A 19,274-nucleotide genomic window follows, 5' to 3' on the forward strand; every position below is an offset into this window, starting at 1 on the left:
TAAGGAGATCCATACCGCCGGCCGTAGAGGCCGACCGCACAGTATCTCCAGCGTAAGCTGTCGATGTGCTCCGGACCAGAGAGATCGCCCCGTCTGACGAACGGAGCGTGTTCACATCACTAAGGCAAGGTCCTGGCTGTTCGACGAGGAGAAGCGCGGCATACTACTGACCACAATTTCTACGGCGACATTGATCATAGGCTTCCTATTCCCCGAAAGCGCGTCCATACTTCATTTCGACCTCATGTGGGTATCCATAATCCTCTCTGGCCTGCCCATAATCTACGGTGCGGTGGTCGGGGTGGTGACCAGGTTCGATATACGCGCCGACGTCCTGGTCTCCATTGCCCTGGTGGGCGCGGTACTGATCGGCGAACCCTTCGCGGCCGCGGAGATCGCGGTCATAATGTCCATCGGCACCATCCTGGAGGAGCGCACCACCAGGAAGGCGGAGGAAGGTATCAGGAGGCTGATGGACCTGAGGCCGGCCACGGCGCGAGCGGTGAGGGATGACGGCACCGAGGAGATGATAGCGGCCGACAAGGTCCAGGTCGGCGACGTCCTGCGCGTGCTCCCCGGCGAGACGGCCGCCGCGGACGGCGTGATAACCCGGGGGAAGACCTCCATGGACCAGTCCGTGCTGACCGGGGAGAGCCTGCCGGTGGACAAGGGCGAAGGGGACGAGGTGTTCAGCGGTACGGTGAACCAGTTCGGGGCCTTCGACATGATGACGACCAAGGCGGGCCAGGACAGCTCGCTGCAGAGGATCATCGAGCTGGTGAGGTCGGCCGATGTCGGCAAGGCCCCCATCGTGCGGGCGGCCGACCGGTGGGCCACCTGGATAGTGGTGGCCGCCCTGGCGTCTGCGGCCCTGACCTGGGCGGCCACGGGGGAGGCCATCCGGGCGGTCACGGTCCTGGTGGTGTTCTGCCCCTGCGCCCTGGTCCTGGCCACCCCCACGGCGATAATGGCAGGGATCGGCAGCGCCGCCCGCTTCGGGATATTGATCCGCTCCGGGGATGCCCTGGAACGCCTGGCCAAGGTCCGCCAGGTCGCCTTCGACAAGACCGGCACGCTGACCAGCGGCAAGCTGGAGGTGGTCTCGGTGGAGGCCGCTCCCGCCCTTGCCGCGGAAGATATCGCGGTGCTTTCCGCGGCGGCCGAAAGGCGCTCCGAGCATCCCCTGGGCAAGGCCATACTGCGCCATGCCCGGTCCCGCGGCTTTCCCGTCGCGGAGCCGGAAGAGTTCGAAATGGTCCCGGGACGGGGGGTGCGGGCCCGCGTGGGCGGCAGGGCCGTGGCGGCAGGAAACCTACAGTTCATGGCCGAGATGCCGGCGGCGGTTCCGGAGGACCTGATGAAGTCCGCCTCAAAGCACCTGGACAAGGGGCGGGCCGTCGTCATGGTGGCCGTGGACGGCAAGGTAGAGGGGCTCATCGCGTTATCCGACACCCTCCGGGGCGATGCCCGGCGGACGGTCCGGCGCCTCCACGACCTCGGGATCATGACGGTCCTGCTCACCGGCGACAACGCCAGAGCGGCGTCCCACATGGCCGAGCGGGTCGGCATTTCTGAGGTGCGGGCCGGGCTGCTCCCCCGGGACAAGATGGAGCACATCAAGAGCGCGCGGGGCGAGGGAAGCATCTGCATGGTCGGAGACGGGGTCAACGATGCCGCCGCCCTCAAGGCCGCCAACGTGGGGGTGGCCATGGGCGGCATAGGGAGCGACATCTCGGTGGACGCCGCGGACGTGGTGCTGATGAACGACGACATCAAGCGCCTGCCGTACCTGATGGACCTTTCCCGCAGGACCCTGAGGAAGATCAACATCAACATCGCGGCGGCGATGGGGCTGAACTTCGTCGCCATAGTGCTGGCGGCCACCGGCATCCTGGACCCGGTCTCGGGGGCCCTGGTGCACAATATCGGCTCGGTGCTGGTGGTGATGAACTCCGCCCTGCTGCTGAGGATCAAGGACCGCGATGAGGTTGCCAGGATGTTCGGGGAGCCGCCCTCCCCCGCCCCGGCGGCGTGAGGTTCAGAAGAAGTTGCTGTCCCGGGGCGCCTTCCTGAACTTCGGCTCCTCCTTGGCGGCCCGCTGCACGCTCTGGACATAGTCCTCGTACAGGTGTATCTTCACGGGGACGGCGAAGGGGGTGAAGGGCGAGGCGATGAGCGCCTCCCCGGGCATCAGCATCTGTATCTCATTGTCCAGCTGAGAGATGTCCTGCTTGGCCGAGTTCCTCAGGATCTCGCGGTCCTTGCGGTCCGCCAGTCCCAGGATGAACAGGGTGTTGAACTGGGAGATGATCTCGTTGTCGATCAGCTTGGGCTGCTGCGACACCGCGCACAGTCCGGTCTTGAACTTGCGCCCCTCCCTGGCTATCTGCGCGAATATGCTGCCCTTCGCTTCGGTCAGGACCCTTTGGGCCTCCTCCATGGCGATGAGCATGGGCGGCAGCTTGTCGAACTCTTCCTTGTCGCCGTACAGCGCCTTGTTCTTCTCGAAGATGGCGCGGGACAGCACCGTGGAGATGAGCAGCTCCTCGGTCTCGTACATGTTGGAGGTGTCGACCAGCACAACCTTCCCGTCCTTCAGGCAGTCGATGATGTGGTCCGTGACCGACAGCTTGGTGTCGCGGGAGATGAGGTCGAAGCGGAAGAGGTTCTCCAGCCTCCGCTTGATGACGTTGATCGTCCCTTCATGATACTTGTTCTCGCCGAGGTCCTTGGAGATCTGCGGAACGGTCCGGTCGTTCAGTTCGATCAGCCAGCTGTCGCCGTATTTGTACTGCGCCGACTGCATGCACTCCTTCTGCGGCTCCGTGAACTCGTAGAGGTTCTGCAGGTCCGGTATCTGGATCTCCGATGCCGCCACGTGCAGGGTGTTGTACGGTCCGTCGAGCTTGCGCGAGGAGAACACCACCAGGGCATCGGGGAAGCCGGCGTGCCTCAGCCCCTTCTTCCCGACCTCGCCGCCGTCGTAGTACTCGCCGTGGGGGTCGAGGATGAGGAAGCCGTACTTGCGAAGCCTCATGCACGAGAGGGCGAGGTTCTTCATCAGGTTGCTCTTCCCCATTCCCGTGGTGGCGAAGATCCCGATGTGGTGCGGGATGGCCCGCCCGGTGATGCCGACGGGGAAGTCCAGCACCTGGTCGCCGGAGCGGAGGTTGCCGACCTGCACGTCCCCCAGGCTGTTCTTGAGGAACTGATAATCGTCGATGGTGGTCCTGCGCACCTTGGAGAAGTGGTTCGGTATGGTCTTTGTCTTCTTGAACGAGGTCTCGCCCACGCAGCCGAGGGGCGAGCACACCCCGGTGCAGAACAGCTGGGGTTTAATGTTGTCGAGGCTGTACTCGTCATTGGCGGCATCGCTCCTGAGTATGGTCCCGGCCTCGGTCACCATCCAGTTCATCTCGTCGGCGTCCGCGCCGTGCTCGATGTCCATGACCCTGATGAGGTAGCGGTCCGGGGAGGTCCCGTTCTCCACCACCAGCATCTCGCCTACCTGCAGCGGCTCCCCGAAGTTCATCCTGAACCTGGTCTCCATGACGCTGTTGCCGACCACCCTTCCGATGTGCAAGTCCTCTGCCTCCCCGAGACCCTCTGAACGTGTCCCGCTCCTCCATCCGGGTTCTTTATAAAAAACGCTTTGTGAATGATAGTCCCCCGTGAGAGCGTAAGGCCGAAGCGTGATGAGATCGTTCTCTTTCATGCGCTGCACGAGGGGGCCACGCAGCCTATACTGTTCAGCTACAAGCAGTGTTCATAACTATTCCTGGCACGCACTGGCCGGTAGTTTCCACCCCCATCGAATTATTGTTCTCGCCAGATTTTTTGCCAAAAACAATTATAACTCATATGGGGATTGTCCATGCGGATGGCAGCAGAACTTCTCCCCCTGGGATTAGGTGAGGGCAAGTCACGGCCGAAGCTCAGGGCCGTGGGCATAGGAGGAGCGGGCTGCAACGCCATATCCAGCTGTTCTTTCGACGCGGTGGCCCTGTGCAACGCCCGGGACACCTTCAGCTCCCCGCCGGGCCACCGGCGCATCGTGCTCTCCGCCGACGACATCAACATGATCCTCGCCACCTCGCCGCGCCTGAAGCTCACCATCGAGCACGAGGGCACCAGGAAGCTCAAGGAGGCCGTGGGGGAGAGCGACATGCTGTTCCTCTTCACCGGGCTGGGTGGGGAAACAGGCAGCGGCCTGACGCCCAGCGTGGCGCGCTACGGGCGCAGGAGCAGCGAGCTGGTGGTGGCGTCCGCGGCCCTGCCGTTCTCGGTGGAGGGCGCCGGCCGGAAGAGCGTGGCCGCCAAGGCGCTTCCGGAGATCATGGACGCGGCGCACATGACCATCACCTACCCCAACGACGCGCTCTTGGAGCTGACCCCCAACCTGCCGCTGCGGCGCGCGTTCAAGGTCATGGACGGCATCATGAACATCCCGGCCGCCGAGCTGTCGCAGGTCATGACCAAGGACGACATCGTCGCCCTCCGCTCCGACCTGTCAGGGGTGAAGCAGATGCGCCTGGGCATGGGGCAGGGCCAGGGAATGAGGAAGGAGGAGCTGGCTCTCAACGACACCTTCACCTCGCCGTGGTTCGACTTCCCCCTTGAGGACGTGAAGCTCGCCATCGTCATCCTCACCGGCGGGGGCATGGACCGCTACGCTGTAAAGGAGGTCATGGACCGCCTGCTGCCGAGGATGCCCGAGGCCCGCGTGCGCTATGCGGTGAAAGAGGACCCCGCCATGGTGGATAAGCTCCGCATAACCCTGCTTCTGGGTCGTCCCTAATATTCTTTCAGTATCTCCCCGGGGGCGCCGGCCAGGGCCACGAGGGCTTCTGCCTCCATGAAGTGAAGTTTCCCCGGCATCACCATGCAATGGAGCGGTGGCCCCATGTCCGCGCCGGCGATGTCCCCGGGCCTGCCGGCCAGGAGCGCCTGGCTTTTCGATCCTATGCGCGCTCCCGCGCAGAACAGCGAGGTCTCCCTGACCAGCCCCTTGCCGATCCTCTCCTCCGCGTCGAGGAGCCACTGCATGGCCTGGCCCGCGGTCATGTACTTCCCCTGGTCCTCCTTGATGTCCAGAAGTATCAGCGTATGCAGCCCCCGGGAGAAGTTCTCCAGGATGTTGTCGTATGGCGAGGACGGGAGGAACCCCGGCTCGGGGAAGGGGATGGTGACCGCTCTCCCGAACTTGTAGGGCTGCAGCCCGAAGGCGCCGGCGCAGGCGGTGAATATGGACACCCCATGAATAAGCTCGGTGGGAACGCCCGCCCCGATGGCCCTCAGGCGAAGGTCCACATGCGTGGTCGCCGACATGGGATCACCGGCAGTGATGAACGCTACCCTCCCCTCCCTGGCGGCATTGACGATGGCGTCGCCCTCTTCCACCCCGCTGCGCTTCAGCACGGTGATCTTCTTCCCGATGAACGACTCCAGCTCGCCGGGGGTGGAATCGATCAGGCGGGAGGTATAGAACTCCGCGAATATCTCGTCACAGGAGCGCAGCGCCTCCAGGGCCCTTACGCTCATGTCCTCGGGCTTGGACATCCCTAAACCGACAAATATCAGCTCTCCCATCGTGAACACCGTGCGCTCCGTATGCCTGAAGGTACCGAGGGGGGAAGCTGAGTCCACCCGTAAAAAGCTTTTAGAGCTGGGCCTGCTCGACATCTCCCGCCGCATCAGGAACCAGGACGGCGTCGTATATGTCCCGGTGACGTCGGAGAGCGCCGCCGAGCTGGGGTACGAGCTTGTGGAGATGGATCTGCAGGAGAGGGAGGTCATGGAGACCGACTACCGCAACGTGGCCGAGGTGCCTCCCGATCTCAAGGGCCTGCTGCCGGTATCGTTCGACATCATCGGCGAGGTTGCCATCATCAGGCTCGACGATCCCCTGCTGCCGTACGCCAAGGAGGTGGGCGCAGCGCTGAGGAAGGTGTTCCCCCGCCTTAGGACCGTCGCTCTCGATCGCGGCGTGAAGGGGGAGCTCAGAGTGCGGGACCTCGAGGTCATCGCCGGCGAGGACCGCACGGAGACGGTGCACACGGAATACGGCATCAGGCTCCTCATCGACCCGGCCAAGGTATACTTCAATCCCCGCCTGTCTACGGAAAGGAAGCGCATTGCCTCGCTGGTGAAGGACGGCGAGACGGTGGTGGACATGTTCGCGGGGGTCGGCCCGTTCTCCGTCATGATCGCAAAGTACGCGAGACCGGAGGTCGTCATCGCCATGGACCTCAATCATGATGCGGTCGAGTACATGAAGATGAACATCGAGCTGAACAAGGTGAAGAACGTCGTTCCCATGGAAGGCGACTCCCGCCAGCTGGTGTTCGAGGTCCCCTGCGCCGACCGCATCATCATGAACCTGCCCCACTCCGCCATGGACTTCTTCCACGACGCCCTGACCAGGCTGAAGATCGGCGGGACCATCCACTTCTACACCATCTGCGAGCGGGATGACATCGAGCCCATCCTCATCCGCCTGGTTCAGGAGGCGAGGGGCATGGGAGTGCGCATCTCCATCGACCGGGTGGAGGAGCTGAAGACCTACTCACCCTCGATGAGCGTGTTCTCCGCGGACATCCGGCTTAGCGAGTGGAGCTAGAGTAATGCCTTTCTGCCCCTGGTAGTTCCCGCTCCTCCTCTCGTAGGTCCGCTGGCAGGGGGAGTGCATGGTCTCGAACACGATCTGCACGAACCTGTCGCCCACCGGTACCTCCAGCGGAACACCGGACATGTTCACCGCCATGAACGTCAGCGTCCCGTGGAAGCCGGCGTCCACCTTGCCCAGGCCGAACAGGCAGCCCTTCCTGACCCAGGAGGTCCGGGGCCACAGCTGCGCCGCCACGTCGTCCGGCAGCTCCACCCTCTCCACCGTGGAGGCGAAGAACATGGTCTTGGGCGGGACGACGGCCGTCCCCTCGCTTATCTTGACCCCTGTCTCCGGTACGGATATCTCCGCGATGCGCAGGTCGTAGCCGTTGGGGGTCAGGGAGGCTTCCGAGTATTCGGTGATCTTGAGGTTCCCGCTCTGCATCCATTCAACGATCTCGTGGTCGGGGAGGAGGCACATGCCCCGGCATCCCCGTGTCCGCTAAAATAACGAGCGCCACCATTAGAGGGGATGAAAAACGTGGGGCAGGATTTATTTATGGCCGGCGGCTGACAGGCCGGCATCATGGACCACATGGTTTATCTGGACGAGAAGGAAGGGGACCTCAGGGCTTTGCGCAGCGGGAAGAAGACCATGCTTGCCATAGGCATGAGCGACAGGGCCTCCTGCGGAGCCATCAGCGAGAACGACATGCTGCTGTTCGTCAATGAGGCCGCCAATGGAGAGGTCGCGGCCAAAGCGACAGCCTCAAAGGTCATCATCCCCCCGCCCCTGTCCCAGGAGTCATGCGCCGAGCTCCTGGCCGCTCACGCCATGGCCCTCGCCCTCACCGCCAACCAGGCCCGCGAGCTCGTCAACCGAAAATACCTCGTGCTCGTGGAGATCCGCGGCTTCGAGATGGTGGCGGCGGACCCAGGCGACCGTCCGCCCGAGGCTGCTCAGGCCAGCGTCTCCTGAACCGCTCCTTTGTCTCCCGGGCGCCGCCATCCATGAACGTTCTTCTTGACCGCGCGGCAATTCTAGCATTTTTTTGTCGGTCAATCCAGATGGGCTGGGTTAGGATAAAGCTGTAAATATAGGGTCACCCTTACCGAAGGGGACAGTACGCGTGGCGATATAGGTGAACATCGAGACTCGCAAGGTGGAAAAGAGCAGAGTGAAGGAGGTCGACTTCGACCATCTGAGCTTCGGGGAGACCTTCTCCGACCATATGTTCCAGATGGACTATGCCGATGGTGCCTGGAGCACTCCCAGGATCGTACCCTTCGGGAAGATCGAGATACTCCCCTCTTTGACCACCCTTCATTATGGGCAGAGCGTCTTCGAGGGCCTCAAGGCTTTCCGCGCCAAGGACGGCGGGATCAACATCTTCCGGCCGGACAAGCACGTCGAGCGGATGAAGCACTCCTGCGAGCGCCTGTGCATCCCCAAGGTGGATACCGAGACGTTCATGGGAGGCATCGATGCCCTGGTCAAGCTGGATGAGAAGTGGATCCCCCGGCAGAGAGGTTCCTCCCTGTACATCCGGCCGCTGATCTTCGCGACCGAGGACTACATCGGCGTCAGGGTCTCCGAGACCTATTCCCTCATAATCATGACCGGCCCGGTGGCCGCCTATTACAAGGAAGGGTTCAATCCGGTCAAGCTGATGACCTCGGGGGACTACGTCCGGGCGGTGCGCGGAGGGCTGGGAGAAGCGAAGACCGCGGCCAACTACGCTGCGTCCCTGCGGCCCGGCGAGGTGGCTAAGAGGAAAGGGTATGCCCAGGTCATCTGGCTGGACGGGGTCGAAGGGAAGTGGATCGACGAGGTGGGCACCATGAACATCTGCTTCGTCAAGGACGGCGCCCTCGTCACCCCTCCCCTGGAGGGGACCATCCTTCCCGGCGTCACCAGGGACAGCGTGCTGCAGCTCGCCCGCCACTGGGGCATCAAGGTCGAGGAGAGACGCATCTCCATCGACGAGGTGGTGTCCTCCATCAAGGACGGCAGCATGACCGAGGTCTTCGGCACCGGCACCGCCGCGGTCATCTCCCCGGTCGGGGAGATCTTCCATAAAGGGGAGACGCTCAGGATCAACGATTTCAAGACCGGCCCGCTGGCCCAGAGGCTCTACGACGAGATCACCGGGATACAGTACGGGGAAAAGAAGGACCTCTTCGGATGGGTCCACCGTCCCTGAGATCGGAAACATAACAGGGGGAGCGAGGCCGGGAGGTCTCGCTCCCATTCTATTCTTGTGCATTGCGCCGTTCTAACGGGTCGATCGATACACATCGATGTAAGCCAGCAGATAATGTTCTCAGGCGGTCCGCATGTTCAGTTCATGTCTGTCCCCTTCTGCAATGGGTCCGACCGTCTGCATCCCCTGTCCGCCCAAGGCCGCTCGAAATAACTCACTGATGATGGTTGCTGGTAAAAAAGCTAAGAATAAATAGGACCTTGTCGATTCTGTTGGAGATATAATCCAACTAATATGTTAAGTTGGATGTATCTGCCGATAATTGAAGGATGAGCGGCCCCGGCGACATTGCCGCTGGCCCCGTCCCTCGCGAAAGGATGGCCGATCCGGGATCGGCCATGAACATCTGGAGGAATAACAAGATGACCATCGAAGCGAGCGAGATGTATGGGGATCCCCGTCCCCGGTGCCCCTTCGTGCCGGGCTTGCGATGCGGTTCCAAGTTCGAACCTTTATGGAACGATAAGAACGGCAAGTACACCTGCCGCGACCCGATCTGCGCCTCCGTGTTCAGGTTCCCGGTCGTGGAGGGACCGAACACCTGCGGCAGGACCACGCGGCGAAGGAAGGCGTCGAAGCCCGCGGCCAAAGCAGGGGGTGTCATCATGGCCGTTGCAGGGCTCGACACCTGCCCATGACGAGGTCTTCCCTTCACGGTATCCTCCACCTCTCGGCCGTGATGTCCGCGCGTACAGCGGCGCGGTCCATCCATGGTCCCGGAGGACGATGGGACCTTCTGTTCTATTCCATCGCCGGAAAGGGTGATATATCCAGTCCGGCATCTAGGGTCGGTTGGATGGGCCATCCAATAATGATCTTCCTCAGAAATGGCCTCAGACGGGGCCTCCCGGCGAAGGACTGAAATAGAGATATGGCCCTGAGCAGGAAAGGCCGCCCCCATGCGAGAATGGGGGTCGCCATCGCGGACGGGACCTAGGAGGAGTATGCATGGAGGGTAGCGAGATGGAGCAGCGCGAAGGATGCGGCGACTCCCGGGCAGGCCGGAAGCGGAAAGGCCTCGCCACGAGCGTGGAGGAGAGGGTCCGCCCGGAGGTCCGGAGCATGGCCCGCCCCCGGCACGGCGGGGACGTGTGGGGCTACAATGGGATCGAGGATTACAGCTCCAACGTCAACCCTCTCGGCGCTCCCGAGCGCCTCGCCGAGTACATACGCGACGCTGCCGGGGACCTAATCAACTATCCCGACGACACCGCTTCCGGACTGAAGGGAGCTATCGCCTCCCGGTACGATGTTCCCGCGGGCAGCATCGTGGTCGGCGCGGGGTCCGCCGAGCTGATACGCCTGTTCCCGGAAGTGTTCATTTCCCCCGGCGACAAGGTGGTCATGCCCAAGCCCACCTTCTCCGAGTACGGCTTCGCCTGCCGCCTGATGGGCGCGAGGATGGTCGACCACCCCCTGAGGGAGGAGGATGGCTTCCGAGTCGACGTCGGTTCCCTGATCAACGCCCTGGACCGCGAGACCAAGGCGGTGTACCTCTGCAATCCCAATAATCCCGTGGGCCGCATGATCGGACGCCGGGAGGTAATGGAGCTGGTGGAGGAAGCGGGCCGCCGCGACGTGATGGTGTTCCTCGACGAGACGCTCCTGGAGCTGTCCGAGCGGGACCAGGACGTCACCTGCGTTCACGAGGTCGAGTCGCACGACAACATGTTCCTGATCCGATCGTTCACCAAATCGTTCGCCATGCCCGGCCTGCGCATCGGCTACGGGTTCGGCAGCAAGGAGGTCATGCGCTTCATGGAGGCGGGACGCCTCTCCTGGAACATCGGGACGCTGGAGCAGAGGGTGGGGGCGCGCCTGATGTCCGAGGAGCAGGAGCACGTCCGCAAGGCCGTGCGCATGCTGGTGGACGAGAAGAAGCGGATGCATTCCGAACTGTCAAGGATATTGCCGTACCGGGTCCCCCTGCCCGACTCGTACTTCTTCTTCTGCCCCGTCCACCCGCTGGGCGTATCGTCCCGCCAGTTCCGCGCCGCCATGCTGGAGGAAAGGATGCTGGTCCGCGACTGCTCCTCCTTCGGGGCGCCATGCGACCGCTACTCCCGCTTCTGCGTGAAGACCCCCGAGAGGAACGAGGCGTTCCTCGGCGCCATGAGGTCCGCGGTGGAGAAGCTGGGGACGGGGCGGTGATGAGCTGGATATTATCTGGTACGCCCTGCTGATCCCCATCATCGCGCTGGCCATCGATCTGGCGCTGGGGGACCCCCCCAACCGCTACCACCCGGTGGCGTGGATGGGCAGGGTCATGGGCTTCCTGGACGACCGGATCGCGAGGACCGGCCGCCCTGCCCGGGACAGGGCCATGGGCGTACTGGTGGTCCTGGTCCCCATCATCATCTTCGTGACCGGCCTCACCTTCCTGGTGGCCGCCGTCCGCAGCTGGCTGGGCATCATCGCCTGGGTCATCGCCTGCGCCGTGGTGTTCAAGATCACGTTCGCCATCCGCACCCTGGAGACGCACACCGCGCCGATGATCGAGCAGCTGAAGAACGACGACCTCGAGGGGGCGCGGAAGAAGGCGGCCATGGTGGTGTCCCGGGACGTGTACAAGCTCGACAAGGCCCATGTCACCTCGTGCGCCGCGGAGACGGTGGCCGAGAACCTGGTGGACTCGGTCCTCTCCCCTATGTTCTGGTTCGGCCTGGCCGGCATCCCCGGGGCGGTGCTGCTCAGGACCTCCAACACCGCGGACGGGATGGTGGGGTACCTCAGCGAGAAGCACCGTTACGTGGGCTGGTTCTCCGCCCGGCTGGACGACGCCATGCACTATGTGGTGGCCCGGCTGTCGGTGCCGTTCATAATGCTGGCCCTGGCCATCATGGGCAAGGACTGGAGGAACGCCTGGAAGGTGGCGCTGCGCGATCACAAGCAGACATCCAGCCCCAACAAGGGGTGGCCCATGGCCGCGGTGGCCGGGGGCCTGGGGGTCAAGTTCGAGAAGATCGGCTATTACTCCATGGGGGACGGCGAGGTGGTGTGCGATCCCGAGAAGATAAGGGAAACGATCAATGTGATGAAGCTCACCGGGGTGCTGTTCCTGTTCCTGGTACTGCTGCCTTTATTTGCCCTCATCGGCATCCATGTCCAGCTGTTCCTGGAGGACCTGCTGCTCGGCCTCATCGGACGGTGATGTATTGACGGAACTTGATGTCAAAGTGGAATTGAAGGACTATCATTTGTACAAGAGGCCGGTGGCCATCATCAGGCTGCCTTCCAACTTCAGGACACTGAGCTCGACCATCATGGGCGGGGGGTACATCGAGACCGACACCCTGTTCATCTTCGAGGTGCCGCTAGGATATGATGAGAGAGATCCCGAGGGGGACCTGGAGAAGGTGTGCCGCGAGTATGGCCTGGGGCCGCCCTGCGTGGGCTTCATGACCGCCGCGGACGTGAAGAGGGTCATCACCGTGACCAAGGAAACGGTCAACGGCGTCACCGCCGTGACAGTGGCCACCGCTGGCACCACCAACGCGCTGGTGGCAGGGGAGCGGATATCCCAGGACATCCTCGACTCCCTCAATAAGCGCAAGGCGGGGACCATCAACATCATCACCGCCGTGGACGTGCCGCTGGAGGACTGCGGCATGGCCAACGCCATCATGACCATGACCGAGGCCAAGGCCGCCGCCCTGAAGGATGTCGGGCTGAACGCGACGGGGACCACCAGCGATGCCGTGGCGATATGCTGCCCGCCCGGGAAGGGAGGCAAGTATGCCGGGACCGCCACCGACGTGGGGGTGGCCGTCGCTCGGTCCGTGAGGGCCGCGGTGGCCGGGTCGGTGCGCAAGTGGACCAACGGGAAGAAGGGCCCGGCCAAGGACTTCATGTCCCGGCTGGAGGAGATGGGGGTCGGCGAGGCGGAGATGTGGGAAGCGGCCGCCGGACTTTACGTGCCGGACCCCTCGTGGGGCGAGGAGATGATCCGGGAGAAGTTCCGCAAGCATCTTCGCGTGCTCCGCAAGGACATCAACGTCAACGCCATGGTCTTCGCGGCCATCAACATGGAGGAGATGGGGTGCCGCGACGAGATGTACGGCCTGGACCGGGGCCGCTATTTCCAGGACCCCGTGCACCTGGTGGCCGACGAGCTCTTGGGCATCGCCCTGGCGGAGTACATCGCCGGCACCAAGGGACTGTTCGAGTACGTCCGCTATGACAAGAAGAAGCCGGGCGTGCTGGGCACCCTCGGCCCGTTCCTCGACGACATCGTCGCGTCCCTCATCGGCTCGATAATGTCCCGCATATACACTGAACTTCTGGAAGGTGAGGACAAATTAGGCTCCTGAGCGCGGTAAAGGCGCAGTTCTCGCTGTTCACCATCCTGCCGGTGAACGCCTCGATGGAGGATGTGGACGAGCTCTCGCGCAACTTCTGGACGGCGCCGCTGATCGGCCTGTTCTACGGACTGATCGCGGGCAGCCTGTTCTGGTTGCTGCACGATGTCTTCGGCGGCCTGGTGTCCGCGACCATCGTAATCCTGGTCGTGCACATGCTCAATCGCTTCCTGCACTTCGACGGCCTCATTGACCTCGGCGACGGCCTCGTCGCCACCGGAACGCAGGAGAAGAGGCTGGCGGCGATGAAGGACACCCGGGTGGGCGCCGGCGGGGTCAGCTACGGCGTGATGTTCACGCTGCTCATCGTAGCGTCCCTCGCCTCCCTGCCGGGGGTGGCCGGGCTGCTGTTCTTCGTCCCCCTGGCCATGGAGGTCCTGGCCAAGAACGGCCTGGTATCGGCGGCGTCCCTGGGCAGAGAGAGGGAGGGGCTGGGCAGCCCCTTCGTCAAGAACGCCGGTACCTCCGCCATGCTGATGTCCACGGCCCTGTCGTTCGCCATCGTCATGCTCCTGGCCATCCTGTTCGTCGCTCCCCGGTCCGGGTTCCTGGTAGCGATCTTCCTGGCCTTCTGCATGGTCCTCGCCAGCGTGGTGGCCGGGGTGGTGGTGTCGGTGATAGCGACCCGCGCCTTCGGCTGCGTCAACGGCGATGTGATGGGCGCCACGAACGAACTGTCCAAGGCGGCGGTGCTCCTGGCCACCCTGGCGGTGCTGGCGTGGCTGTAGACGCCCTCATCACCGCCGGGGGCAAGGGCACCAGGATGAGGGAGCTGGGGGGCGAAAAGCCCATGATCCCGGTGCTGGGGCGTCCGCTCATAGATTATGTCCTGGATGCAGTGAGGGGGTCGAGATCGGTCGGCGATGTGTACGTTTCCGTGAGCGACAACACTCCCCTGACGCGAGCATACCTGAAGGAGCGCGGAGTCAACGTGATCGAGACCTCCGGCGAGGAGTACGCTCATGACCTTGGCCAGGCCCTGGGGGCCCTGCGGACCGACCAAGTGCTCATCTGCCCGGCGGACATGCCCCTGATGTCTTCCAGAGAGATCGACGACATCATCGGCGGGTACTCCCGCTCCGGGGTGGAATCGTACTCCGTGGCCATACCTCACGAGATGCTCCAGCGGCTGGGGGCGAGGCCGACGACCTACCGGTTCACCGTGGGCGGCGTGGACACCGTGCTGTGCGGAATATCGGTCGTCGACCGGAAGAAGATGGTCTCGGGAGCGGTGCTCACCGAGGGCTACCTGGTCATGAGATCTGAGGACCTCGCGCTCAACGTCAACACCGCGGACGATCTCAGAGCGGCGGAGAAGAGGCTGAGGGAGAGGGCCTGAGCCCATCGCCTCGCTTGGGCTTGGAGGAGGTTCCGCCGGCGATGGCCCCCACTGGTTTTAAAATCTCATAATGGGAATATACCTGGATTCGACGATAGCCGCATCTACTTCGGCGCATGGTGCAGCACCGGCAGCGCTCCTGGAAAATACTGTTGCCTGAACGCCGAGAACGGGACGACGATGTGGGAACGTTCGTCATCTAACAGCCACGGCTATCACTGGGCTGGCGCCGTGGTCATCGGCGACTACCTTGTGTACGACGACGAAGGAGGCAACCTGATTTCGGTGGACAAGCTCACCGGGGCGACGATCGAGGACAGGAACGTCACCGCTCTGCTGGGCATACCGATCAGCAGCATTCGCTCCTCCGTTTCACATTCGGCGGAGTCCGACCGCGTGCTCCTCACCGTCCAGGACGGCTATGTCTGCGCCCTCGGCTTCAATGCCGACGACGGCACTTTCGACAATGGGGACAAGTGGGCCGCGAAGTTCAGCGATCGCTCCACATCGACCCCGGCTGTATGCGGCGGCAAGATCTATGTGGGGAGCGGCGCTTACATGGGCGCTCCCGCCGGCACGGCTGCTATTGTCTGAGCGAGAGCGACGGCTCGGTCCTGTGGAACTATGTGGACAAGGTCGACGGCGTGGCGACAGCGCACAATACTGTCCAGTCCTCCACGGTGATCTCGACCCACTACGACGACGGCGACGGAGAAGGATTAGAACAGACCGAGGATGACGAACTCCGTCGTCCGCAAACCCCTTCGTCCATCCTCTTTTTCGTTCTTGACAAAGATCATCTTTGCCCATCAGGAATATCCAGCAACATTTTTTTCCCAAGAGTTTGGTCTCTAATGCACTCTCTAATCTATTAGTAATTGTTATCAATAATATGGAAATGATATATATTGGAAGGGCTTATACCGATTTAGTTGGATATTGCATCCTACTTATCAAACTGGCTGGATGATTTAATGGTGGAAACGGCATGAAGATGGGAAATGGTGAGATTCCAGAGGAAGCGATCGGCCCCAATGACGGGAAAGGCCCTGTTCCTGAAGTGAGGAGCACTGTGATCGAGACATATATCGTCACGGAGGAAGGGCCTCTCAAATTGGCGGGGTTCTATGTCCGCGTAGATAGGAATACGGGGGAAAAGAGCCCCCTCAGGCGGCTGATAGAATCGGAATGACCTTCTCGCTACGGCGCCGGGCCGCGCCGGAGAAAGGTCTCATCTGACCAAAACAATGAAGAAAGGGGCCGAAGCCCCGTTTTACCGCCGTGATACCAGTCTAGCGTAGTTCTTCTCGATCTCGTCCAGCATGGTCCGCGCGGTGATCTTGCCCTCACTTTTGGCCATGGCCGCGATGGTCGTTCCGCCGGCGCCGACGCCTTCCTTGACCAGCCCGGTCTCGTAGATCTTGAGGCCGTCGTAGCGGGACTGCGTGAAGTTCAGGTTCGCGGCGAGCACCGGGACCTTGCCTATCTTGGCGACAAGGTTGCGTATGTCCGAGGTCTTGTCCTTGCTGATCCACCGGGTGGTCCCGATGGCCACGTTGTCGAGGACGGTGTCGTCCATGCCCGCGACTATCGCCAGCACCGCGGCCATCTGGGTCCCTCCGGCCATGAGCACGGGGACGGATTCCGCCGCGCCGACCACCAGGCCCGCGGCCGCCGCCATCATGGGGTCGCCAACGGCCTCTATGGCGGCCATGGGGTCCTTCTTAAGCGCCTCCCTGCTCATCCCGCATTTGCTGAGGCCTTCCGCGACCACCTGAGTCTTGAGGTCATGGGGGTTGGCCGGGAGAGTGCTGGAGACCTTCCCGTCGGCCTCGTAGCCCAGAGCGTTCAGCACGCCCAGCGCGGTGGTGGTGCCGCCCGGGATGGACTCGCTGACGATCAGGTATTCGCCGATCTTGGCGAGGTTCTTCCCGGCCAGCACGGCACGGTCGAAGCACTTCTCGGGATCCTTTACCGCCCTTCCGGTCCTGATGTCCTCTCCGGTGACGCCGTCGACATCGATGTATGGCACGTGCGGGCGCACCCTCACGCCGCCGTTCACCACGATGATGGGCATGTTGACCAGCTTGGCCGCGGACATGGTGATCAGGCCAGGGGTCGGTATGCCATCAGGGGTCACCGGCACGCCGTCCATGCATTTGCACTTGCCGTAGAACAACAGCTCCATGTCCGCCGCGGGCGTGAAGTCGCAGGCCTCGGGGTTGGCCCCCGCGGCCGATACGCCGGGGATCTTGGCCGTCTCGGTGTTGCCGATGACGCACGTATAGGTGGGGTTCTTCCCCCAGATGCGTTCAACGAATTTCCTGCCCTTTTCTTCCTCCAGACAGAGGATAATATCTTCCGGGACTTTGAACGACATGGTTTCAGCTCCGAACAACCACAGTTGGATGATTCATCCAACGGAATGCCTACAGTCTATTTAACTATGGTGTCCGGTGCGCCCATGACGTAGCGGCACTTAGAACTATGTCGCCCCTGAGAGAAAGAGAGAAAGGCCCGCCCGGCTCAATCCAGCATCTTGCCGAGCAGGTCCTTGAGGGGGACGTAGTTGGTGGCCTTCTCGCAGAACTTGACGGTGGGAGCGGTGGGCTCGACCACTTCGGACACGGCGAAAGGCACGTTCATCTTGAGGTGCTGGCCCGATAGCGAGGAGGTCCCATGATCGATGATGAAGGCCACGCGGTGGCCGATTAGGCGGTCGATGTTCTCCATCAGGAGGCTGTCCACCTCCCTGAGCATGGAGACCTTCTGGTCGGGGGCCCTGCGGTGGGAGATGTCGTCCGTTTCCTCCACATGCATGAACACGTCGCCCTGCTCCAGCCTCCGGAACGCTTCCTGGAAGCCGCTCCACATGTTGTCGACCTGCTTGCGGTGCATGCCCAGGAGGCCGCCCACGCCCAGCGCGGAGGGGCTCTTGGACACCATGACCATGTTCCTGGCCTTGGGTATCGGCCTCGGCCGCCCCGCCTCGTTCAGGGAGCCGCCGCCCCAGGGAAGGACCGTCAGGCCGTCCATCTCCTTGGCCATCCTGTGAATGTAGCTCTCGAACGCGCCCATATCGAAGGTGCTGCTGGGCACGGGGGTGGGGGGCATGGGGAACCCGTGGACCTTGTCCGTCTCCACCGTCATAACGCCCCTGCCGTCCTCGTAGAAGTACAGCTTTGGATTGAGGTCGCCGAGGATGTCCAGATTGCGTACCATGCAATCCTGGAGCTTCCGGTGCATGTCCAGGTCAACCCTGTAAACCCATTCCATGTGGCCGTTGACCATCTTGATGGGAGAGAAGCGATACGCCACCTGGCCTTCCTCGACCGGAACGCCCAGACCTATGGCCTCCACCAGCCCGCGGGGAGTGGTGAGGCCCAAGCCGGTGAAGAATTCCAGCAGATACAGGTGAGTGTAGGCCTTGCCATCGGTCCAGCCGAAGTCGCCGTTGGTGGCCACGCCGTCGATGAACGGCTTGTCCAGGTACTCCAAGGGGGTCTGGTCCCCTAGTTCGGGTATTTTGTCGTCCGCCGCCCCATCCAGGAGTACTACCATAGTGTTCAAGTTCTACCCACCCATTCCTTCTTCTGGATGGACATGCAAAGAATGGCTAATATAGTTTCCTTAAGTGGTCGTTCAGCGGCCTAAACCAAACGTCCGCCCCCTGCGGACCGCGGTCCTGCGGGAAAAACTAGATATTGCGAACTAGATACCGGTGGCAGGGGATACGAATATACCGAATGAGCGGAGCCTGCGAAGGCATTCTCGAATTCGGAGAACAACGCTGGTAAGGGCCGGCAGGGCGGCGTATCCCCTTGTCACGATTCTTGGAAATCAACCGCCCCACCGGCCCCCAGAAACAACACTGGCTGGCACACATCGCAGGATAATGAAGGAATTTATTAAAAAGTCGAATGGTAATTACTTGAAGCGGCTCGTAATACATTGCTCTCGTTATTGATAACCAGGTCCGAACCTAGTTAAGTAATGGTGCCGAAATGCTTGTTTCGTCAAAAAAGGGATGGAGAAATAAACTATGAATGTAACTTTCGACGAGTTCCTCGCGTTAGCAAAGAAATACCAAGCCCTGGGTGGAGCGACCCAGGCTCTGATAGAGGACATCAGGCGCGGCCCCTTCAAGGTCCAGGACGGAGTCAGGCTCCGTCAGCTCTACGAGTTCCTGCTCGACCTGCAGTACGTACAGGAGGACCGCGGCGAGGTCCACGCCCTGGTCGGTGCCGTCGGGCGCATGCTCGCGGAATGCCAGGATGAGGAGGAGGAAAGAATCATCGCCGAGAAGTGGGTCCCCGAGAAAGGCTTCCCCGGAGCCACCCTGTGGCTCCAGAGGGAGGACGAGAAGTGGGCCATCGCCCCCTCTCCCAAGGAAGGCGCCTGCCTCGGCAGGTGCGTGAAGGACCTCGGCACCACCAAGTGGTTCGAGAAGCCCCTTCCTCTGCTGGTCGACGGCCAGCGTTAAATCTCTTACCGGGGGCCTCCCCAAACCTCTCCATTGCCCTCCTTCATCATATCGCTGCTTCGAGCATATGCGCCCGCAGCAATATGCTGTCGACCCCGTTTTTGGAGCGATGGGCAATGATCAAATTATCGGAAAATTTTAGTCGGCTTCGAACATCTTGCTTGATCGGCAGGTAAGTCCCGTACGGTATTGGGCACCCCACGGTGTTCCTTGCGCAACACTCC

At 62.2% G+C, this 19,274-nt stretch carries 19 protein-coding genes; 14 read left to right on the plus strand and 5 right to left on the minus strand.

Annotated features, from left to right (window positions below; all coding sequences use genetic code 11):
• The first annotated feature begins 190 nt into the window (after positions 1-190).
• The gene (locus WYS_RS13985) at positions 191-2,035 is read left to right on the plus strand and encodes a heavy metal translocating P-type ATPase (RefSeq protein ID WP_019176458.1); all 1,845 of its coding nucleotides are present in this window, start codon (positions 191-193) and stop codon (positions 2,033-2,035) included.
• A gap of 3 nt (positions 2,036-2,038) precedes the next feature.
• On the opposite strand, the gene WYS_RS13990 is transcribed toward WYS_RS13985, so the two are convergent.
• The gene (locus tag WYS_RS13990) at positions 2,039-3,583 is read right to left on the minus strand and encodes an ATP-binding protein (protein ID WP_019176459.1); all 1,545 of its coding nucleotides are present in this window, start codon (positions 3,581-3,583) and stop codon (positions 2,039-2,041) included.
• A gap of 297 nt (positions 3,584-3,880) precedes the next feature.
• Between WYS_RS13990 and WYS_RS01880 the strand changes: the two genes are divergently transcribed.
• Positions 3,881-4,798 (plus strand): hypothetical protein, encoded by a 918-nt coding sequence (locus WYS_RS01880; protein WP_019176461.1) that lies wholly within the window; start codon positions 3,881-3,883, stop codon positions 4,796-4,798.
• Here the strand turns inward: WYS_RS01880 and dph5 are convergent.
• Entirely contained in the window at positions 4,795-5,589 is a 795-nt protein-coding gene (gene dph5, locus WYS_RS01885; RefSeq protein ID WP_026068704.1) for a diphthine synthase, read from the minus strand. The genes WYS_RS01880 and dph5 overlap by 4 nt on opposite strands.
• Before the next feature lies 1 nt (position 5,590).
• On the opposite strand from dph5, the gene WYS_RS13995 reads away from it, so the two are divergent.
• Positions 5,591-6,619 carry a class I SAM-dependent methyltransferase gene (locus WYS_RS13995; RefSeq protein ID WP_019176463.1) on the plus strand — a complete coding sequence of 343 codons (1,029 nt, stop codon included), beginning with the start codon at positions 5,591-5,593 and terminating at the stop codon, positions 6,617-6,619.
• On the opposite strand, the gene dcd is transcribed toward WYS_RS13995, so the two are convergent.
• Complete coding sequence (dcd, locus tag WYS_RS01895) at positions 6,566-7,087, minus strand: dCTP deaminase (RefSeq protein ID WP_019176464.1); 522 nt, start codon at positions 7,085-7,087, stop codon at positions 6,566-6,568. The genes WYS_RS13995 and dcd overlap by 54 nt on opposite strands.
• A 105-nt stretch (positions 7,088-7,192) precedes the next feature.
• On the opposite strand from dcd, the gene WYS_RS01900 reads away from it, so the two are divergent.
• The 10 genes from WYS_RS01900 to WYS_RS01955 all read left to right on the plus strand — a co-directional run bounded on the left by WYS_RS01900 (position 7,193) and on the right by WYS_RS01955 (position 15,759).
• The gene (locus WYS_RS01900; RefSeq protein WP_019176465.1) at positions 7,193-7,585 is read left to right on the plus strand and encodes a hypothetical protein; all 393 of its coding nucleotides are present in this window, start codon (positions 7,193-7,195) and stop codon (positions 7,583-7,585) included.
• Positions 7,586-7,748: 163 nt separating this feature from the next.
• The gene (locus WYS_RS01905; RefSeq protein WP_019176466.1) at positions 7,749-8,810 is read left to right on the plus strand and encodes a branched-chain amino acid aminotransferase; all 1,062 of its coding nucleotides are present in this window, start codon (positions 7,749-7,751) and stop codon (positions 8,808-8,810) included.
• A 422-nt stretch (positions 8,811-9,232) separates the two neighbouring features.
• Positions 9,233-9,508, plus strand: coding sequence for a hypothetical protein (locus tag WYS_RS01910; protein ID WP_155897725.1), 276 nt, complete (start codon positions 9,233-9,235; stop codon positions 9,506-9,508).
• Positions 9,509-9,818: 310 nt separating this feature from the next.
• Positions 9,819-11,021 (plus strand): pyridoxal phosphate-dependent aminotransferase, encoded by a 1,203-nt coding sequence (locus WYS_RS01915; RefSeq protein WP_019176468.1) that lies wholly within the window; start codon positions 9,819-9,821, stop codon positions 11,019-11,021.
• A 37-nt stretch (positions 11,022-11,058) separates the two neighbouring features.
• The gene (locus WYS_RS01920; protein WP_272898449.1) at positions 11,059-12,021 is read left to right on the plus strand and encodes a cobalamin biosynthesis protein; all 963 of its coding nucleotides are present in this window, start codon (positions 11,059-11,061) and stop codon (positions 12,019-12,021) included.
• Between the two features lie 4 nt (positions 12,022-12,025).
• A complete protein-coding gene (locus tag WYS_RS14000; protein WP_162137680.1) occupies positions 12,026-13,180 on the plus strand; it encodes a phosphatidylglycerophosphatase A in 1,155 nt (384 codons plus the stop codon).
• Positions 13,177-13,956, plus strand: a complete 780-nt coding sequence (cobS, locus tag WYS_RS01935) for an adenosylcobinamide-GDP ribazoletransferase (protein WP_272898450.1) — start codon at positions 13,177-13,179, stop codon at positions 13,954-13,956. Before WYS_RS14000 ends, cobS begins: the two co-directional genes overlap by 4 nt.
• On the plus strand, positions 13,947-14,567 hold the full coding sequence (locus WYS_RS01940; protein WP_019176472.1) for an NTP transferase domain-containing protein: 621 nt from the start codon (positions 13,947-13,949) through the stop codon (positions 14,565-14,567). Before cobS ends, WYS_RS01940 begins: the two co-directional genes overlap by 10 nt.
• 78 nt (positions 14,568-14,645) lie before the next feature.
• A complete protein-coding gene (locus tag WYS_RS01945) occupies positions 14,646-15,161 on the plus strand; it encodes a PQQ-binding-like beta-propeller repeat protein (protein ID WP_272898451.1) in 516 nt (171 codons plus the stop codon).
• A 394-nt stretch (positions 15,162-15,555) separates the two neighbouring features.
• Positions 15,556-15,759 (plus strand): hypothetical protein, encoded by a 204-nt coding sequence (locus WYS_RS01955; RefSeq protein ID WP_019176474.1) that lies wholly within the window; start codon positions 15,556-15,558, stop codon positions 15,757-15,759.
• A gap of 81 nt (positions 15,760-15,840) precedes the next feature.
• Here the strand turns inward: WYS_RS01955 and cobT are convergent, their stop codons facing one another.
• Together cobT and WYS_RS01965 are read right to left on the minus strand one after the other, a co-directional pair.
• The gene (cobT, locus tag WYS_RS01960; RefSeq protein WP_019176475.1) at positions 15,841-16,947 is read right to left on the minus strand and encodes a nicotinate mononucleotide-dependent phosphoribosyltransferase CobT; all 1,107 of its coding nucleotides are present in this window, start codon (positions 16,945-16,947) and stop codon (positions 15,841-15,843) included.
• A 146-nt stretch (positions 16,948-17,093) separates the two neighbouring features.
• Positions 17,094-18,128: a hypothetical protein gene (locus WYS_RS01965; protein ID WP_026068708.1), complete on the minus strand. Its 1,035-nt coding sequence runs from the start codon at positions 18,126-18,128 to the stop codon at positions 17,094-17,096.
• Between the two features lie 481 nt (positions 18,129-18,609).
• Here WYS_RS01965 and WYS_RS01970 point away from each other — a divergent pair, with 481 nt between their 5' ends.
• A complete protein-coding gene (locus WYS_RS01970) occupies positions 18,610-19,050 on the plus strand; it encodes a hypothetical protein (protein ID WP_019176477.1) in 441 nt (146 codons plus the stop codon).
• Positions 19,051-19,274 lie beyond the last annotated feature (224 nt).

The sequence above is a fragment of the Methanomassiliicoccus luminyensis B10 genome (assembly GCF_000308215.1).
Taxonomy (GTDB): domain Archaea; phylum Thermoplasmatota; class Thermoplasmata; order Methanomassiliicoccales; family Methanomassiliicoccaceae; genus Methanomassiliicoccus; species Methanomassiliicoccus luminyensis.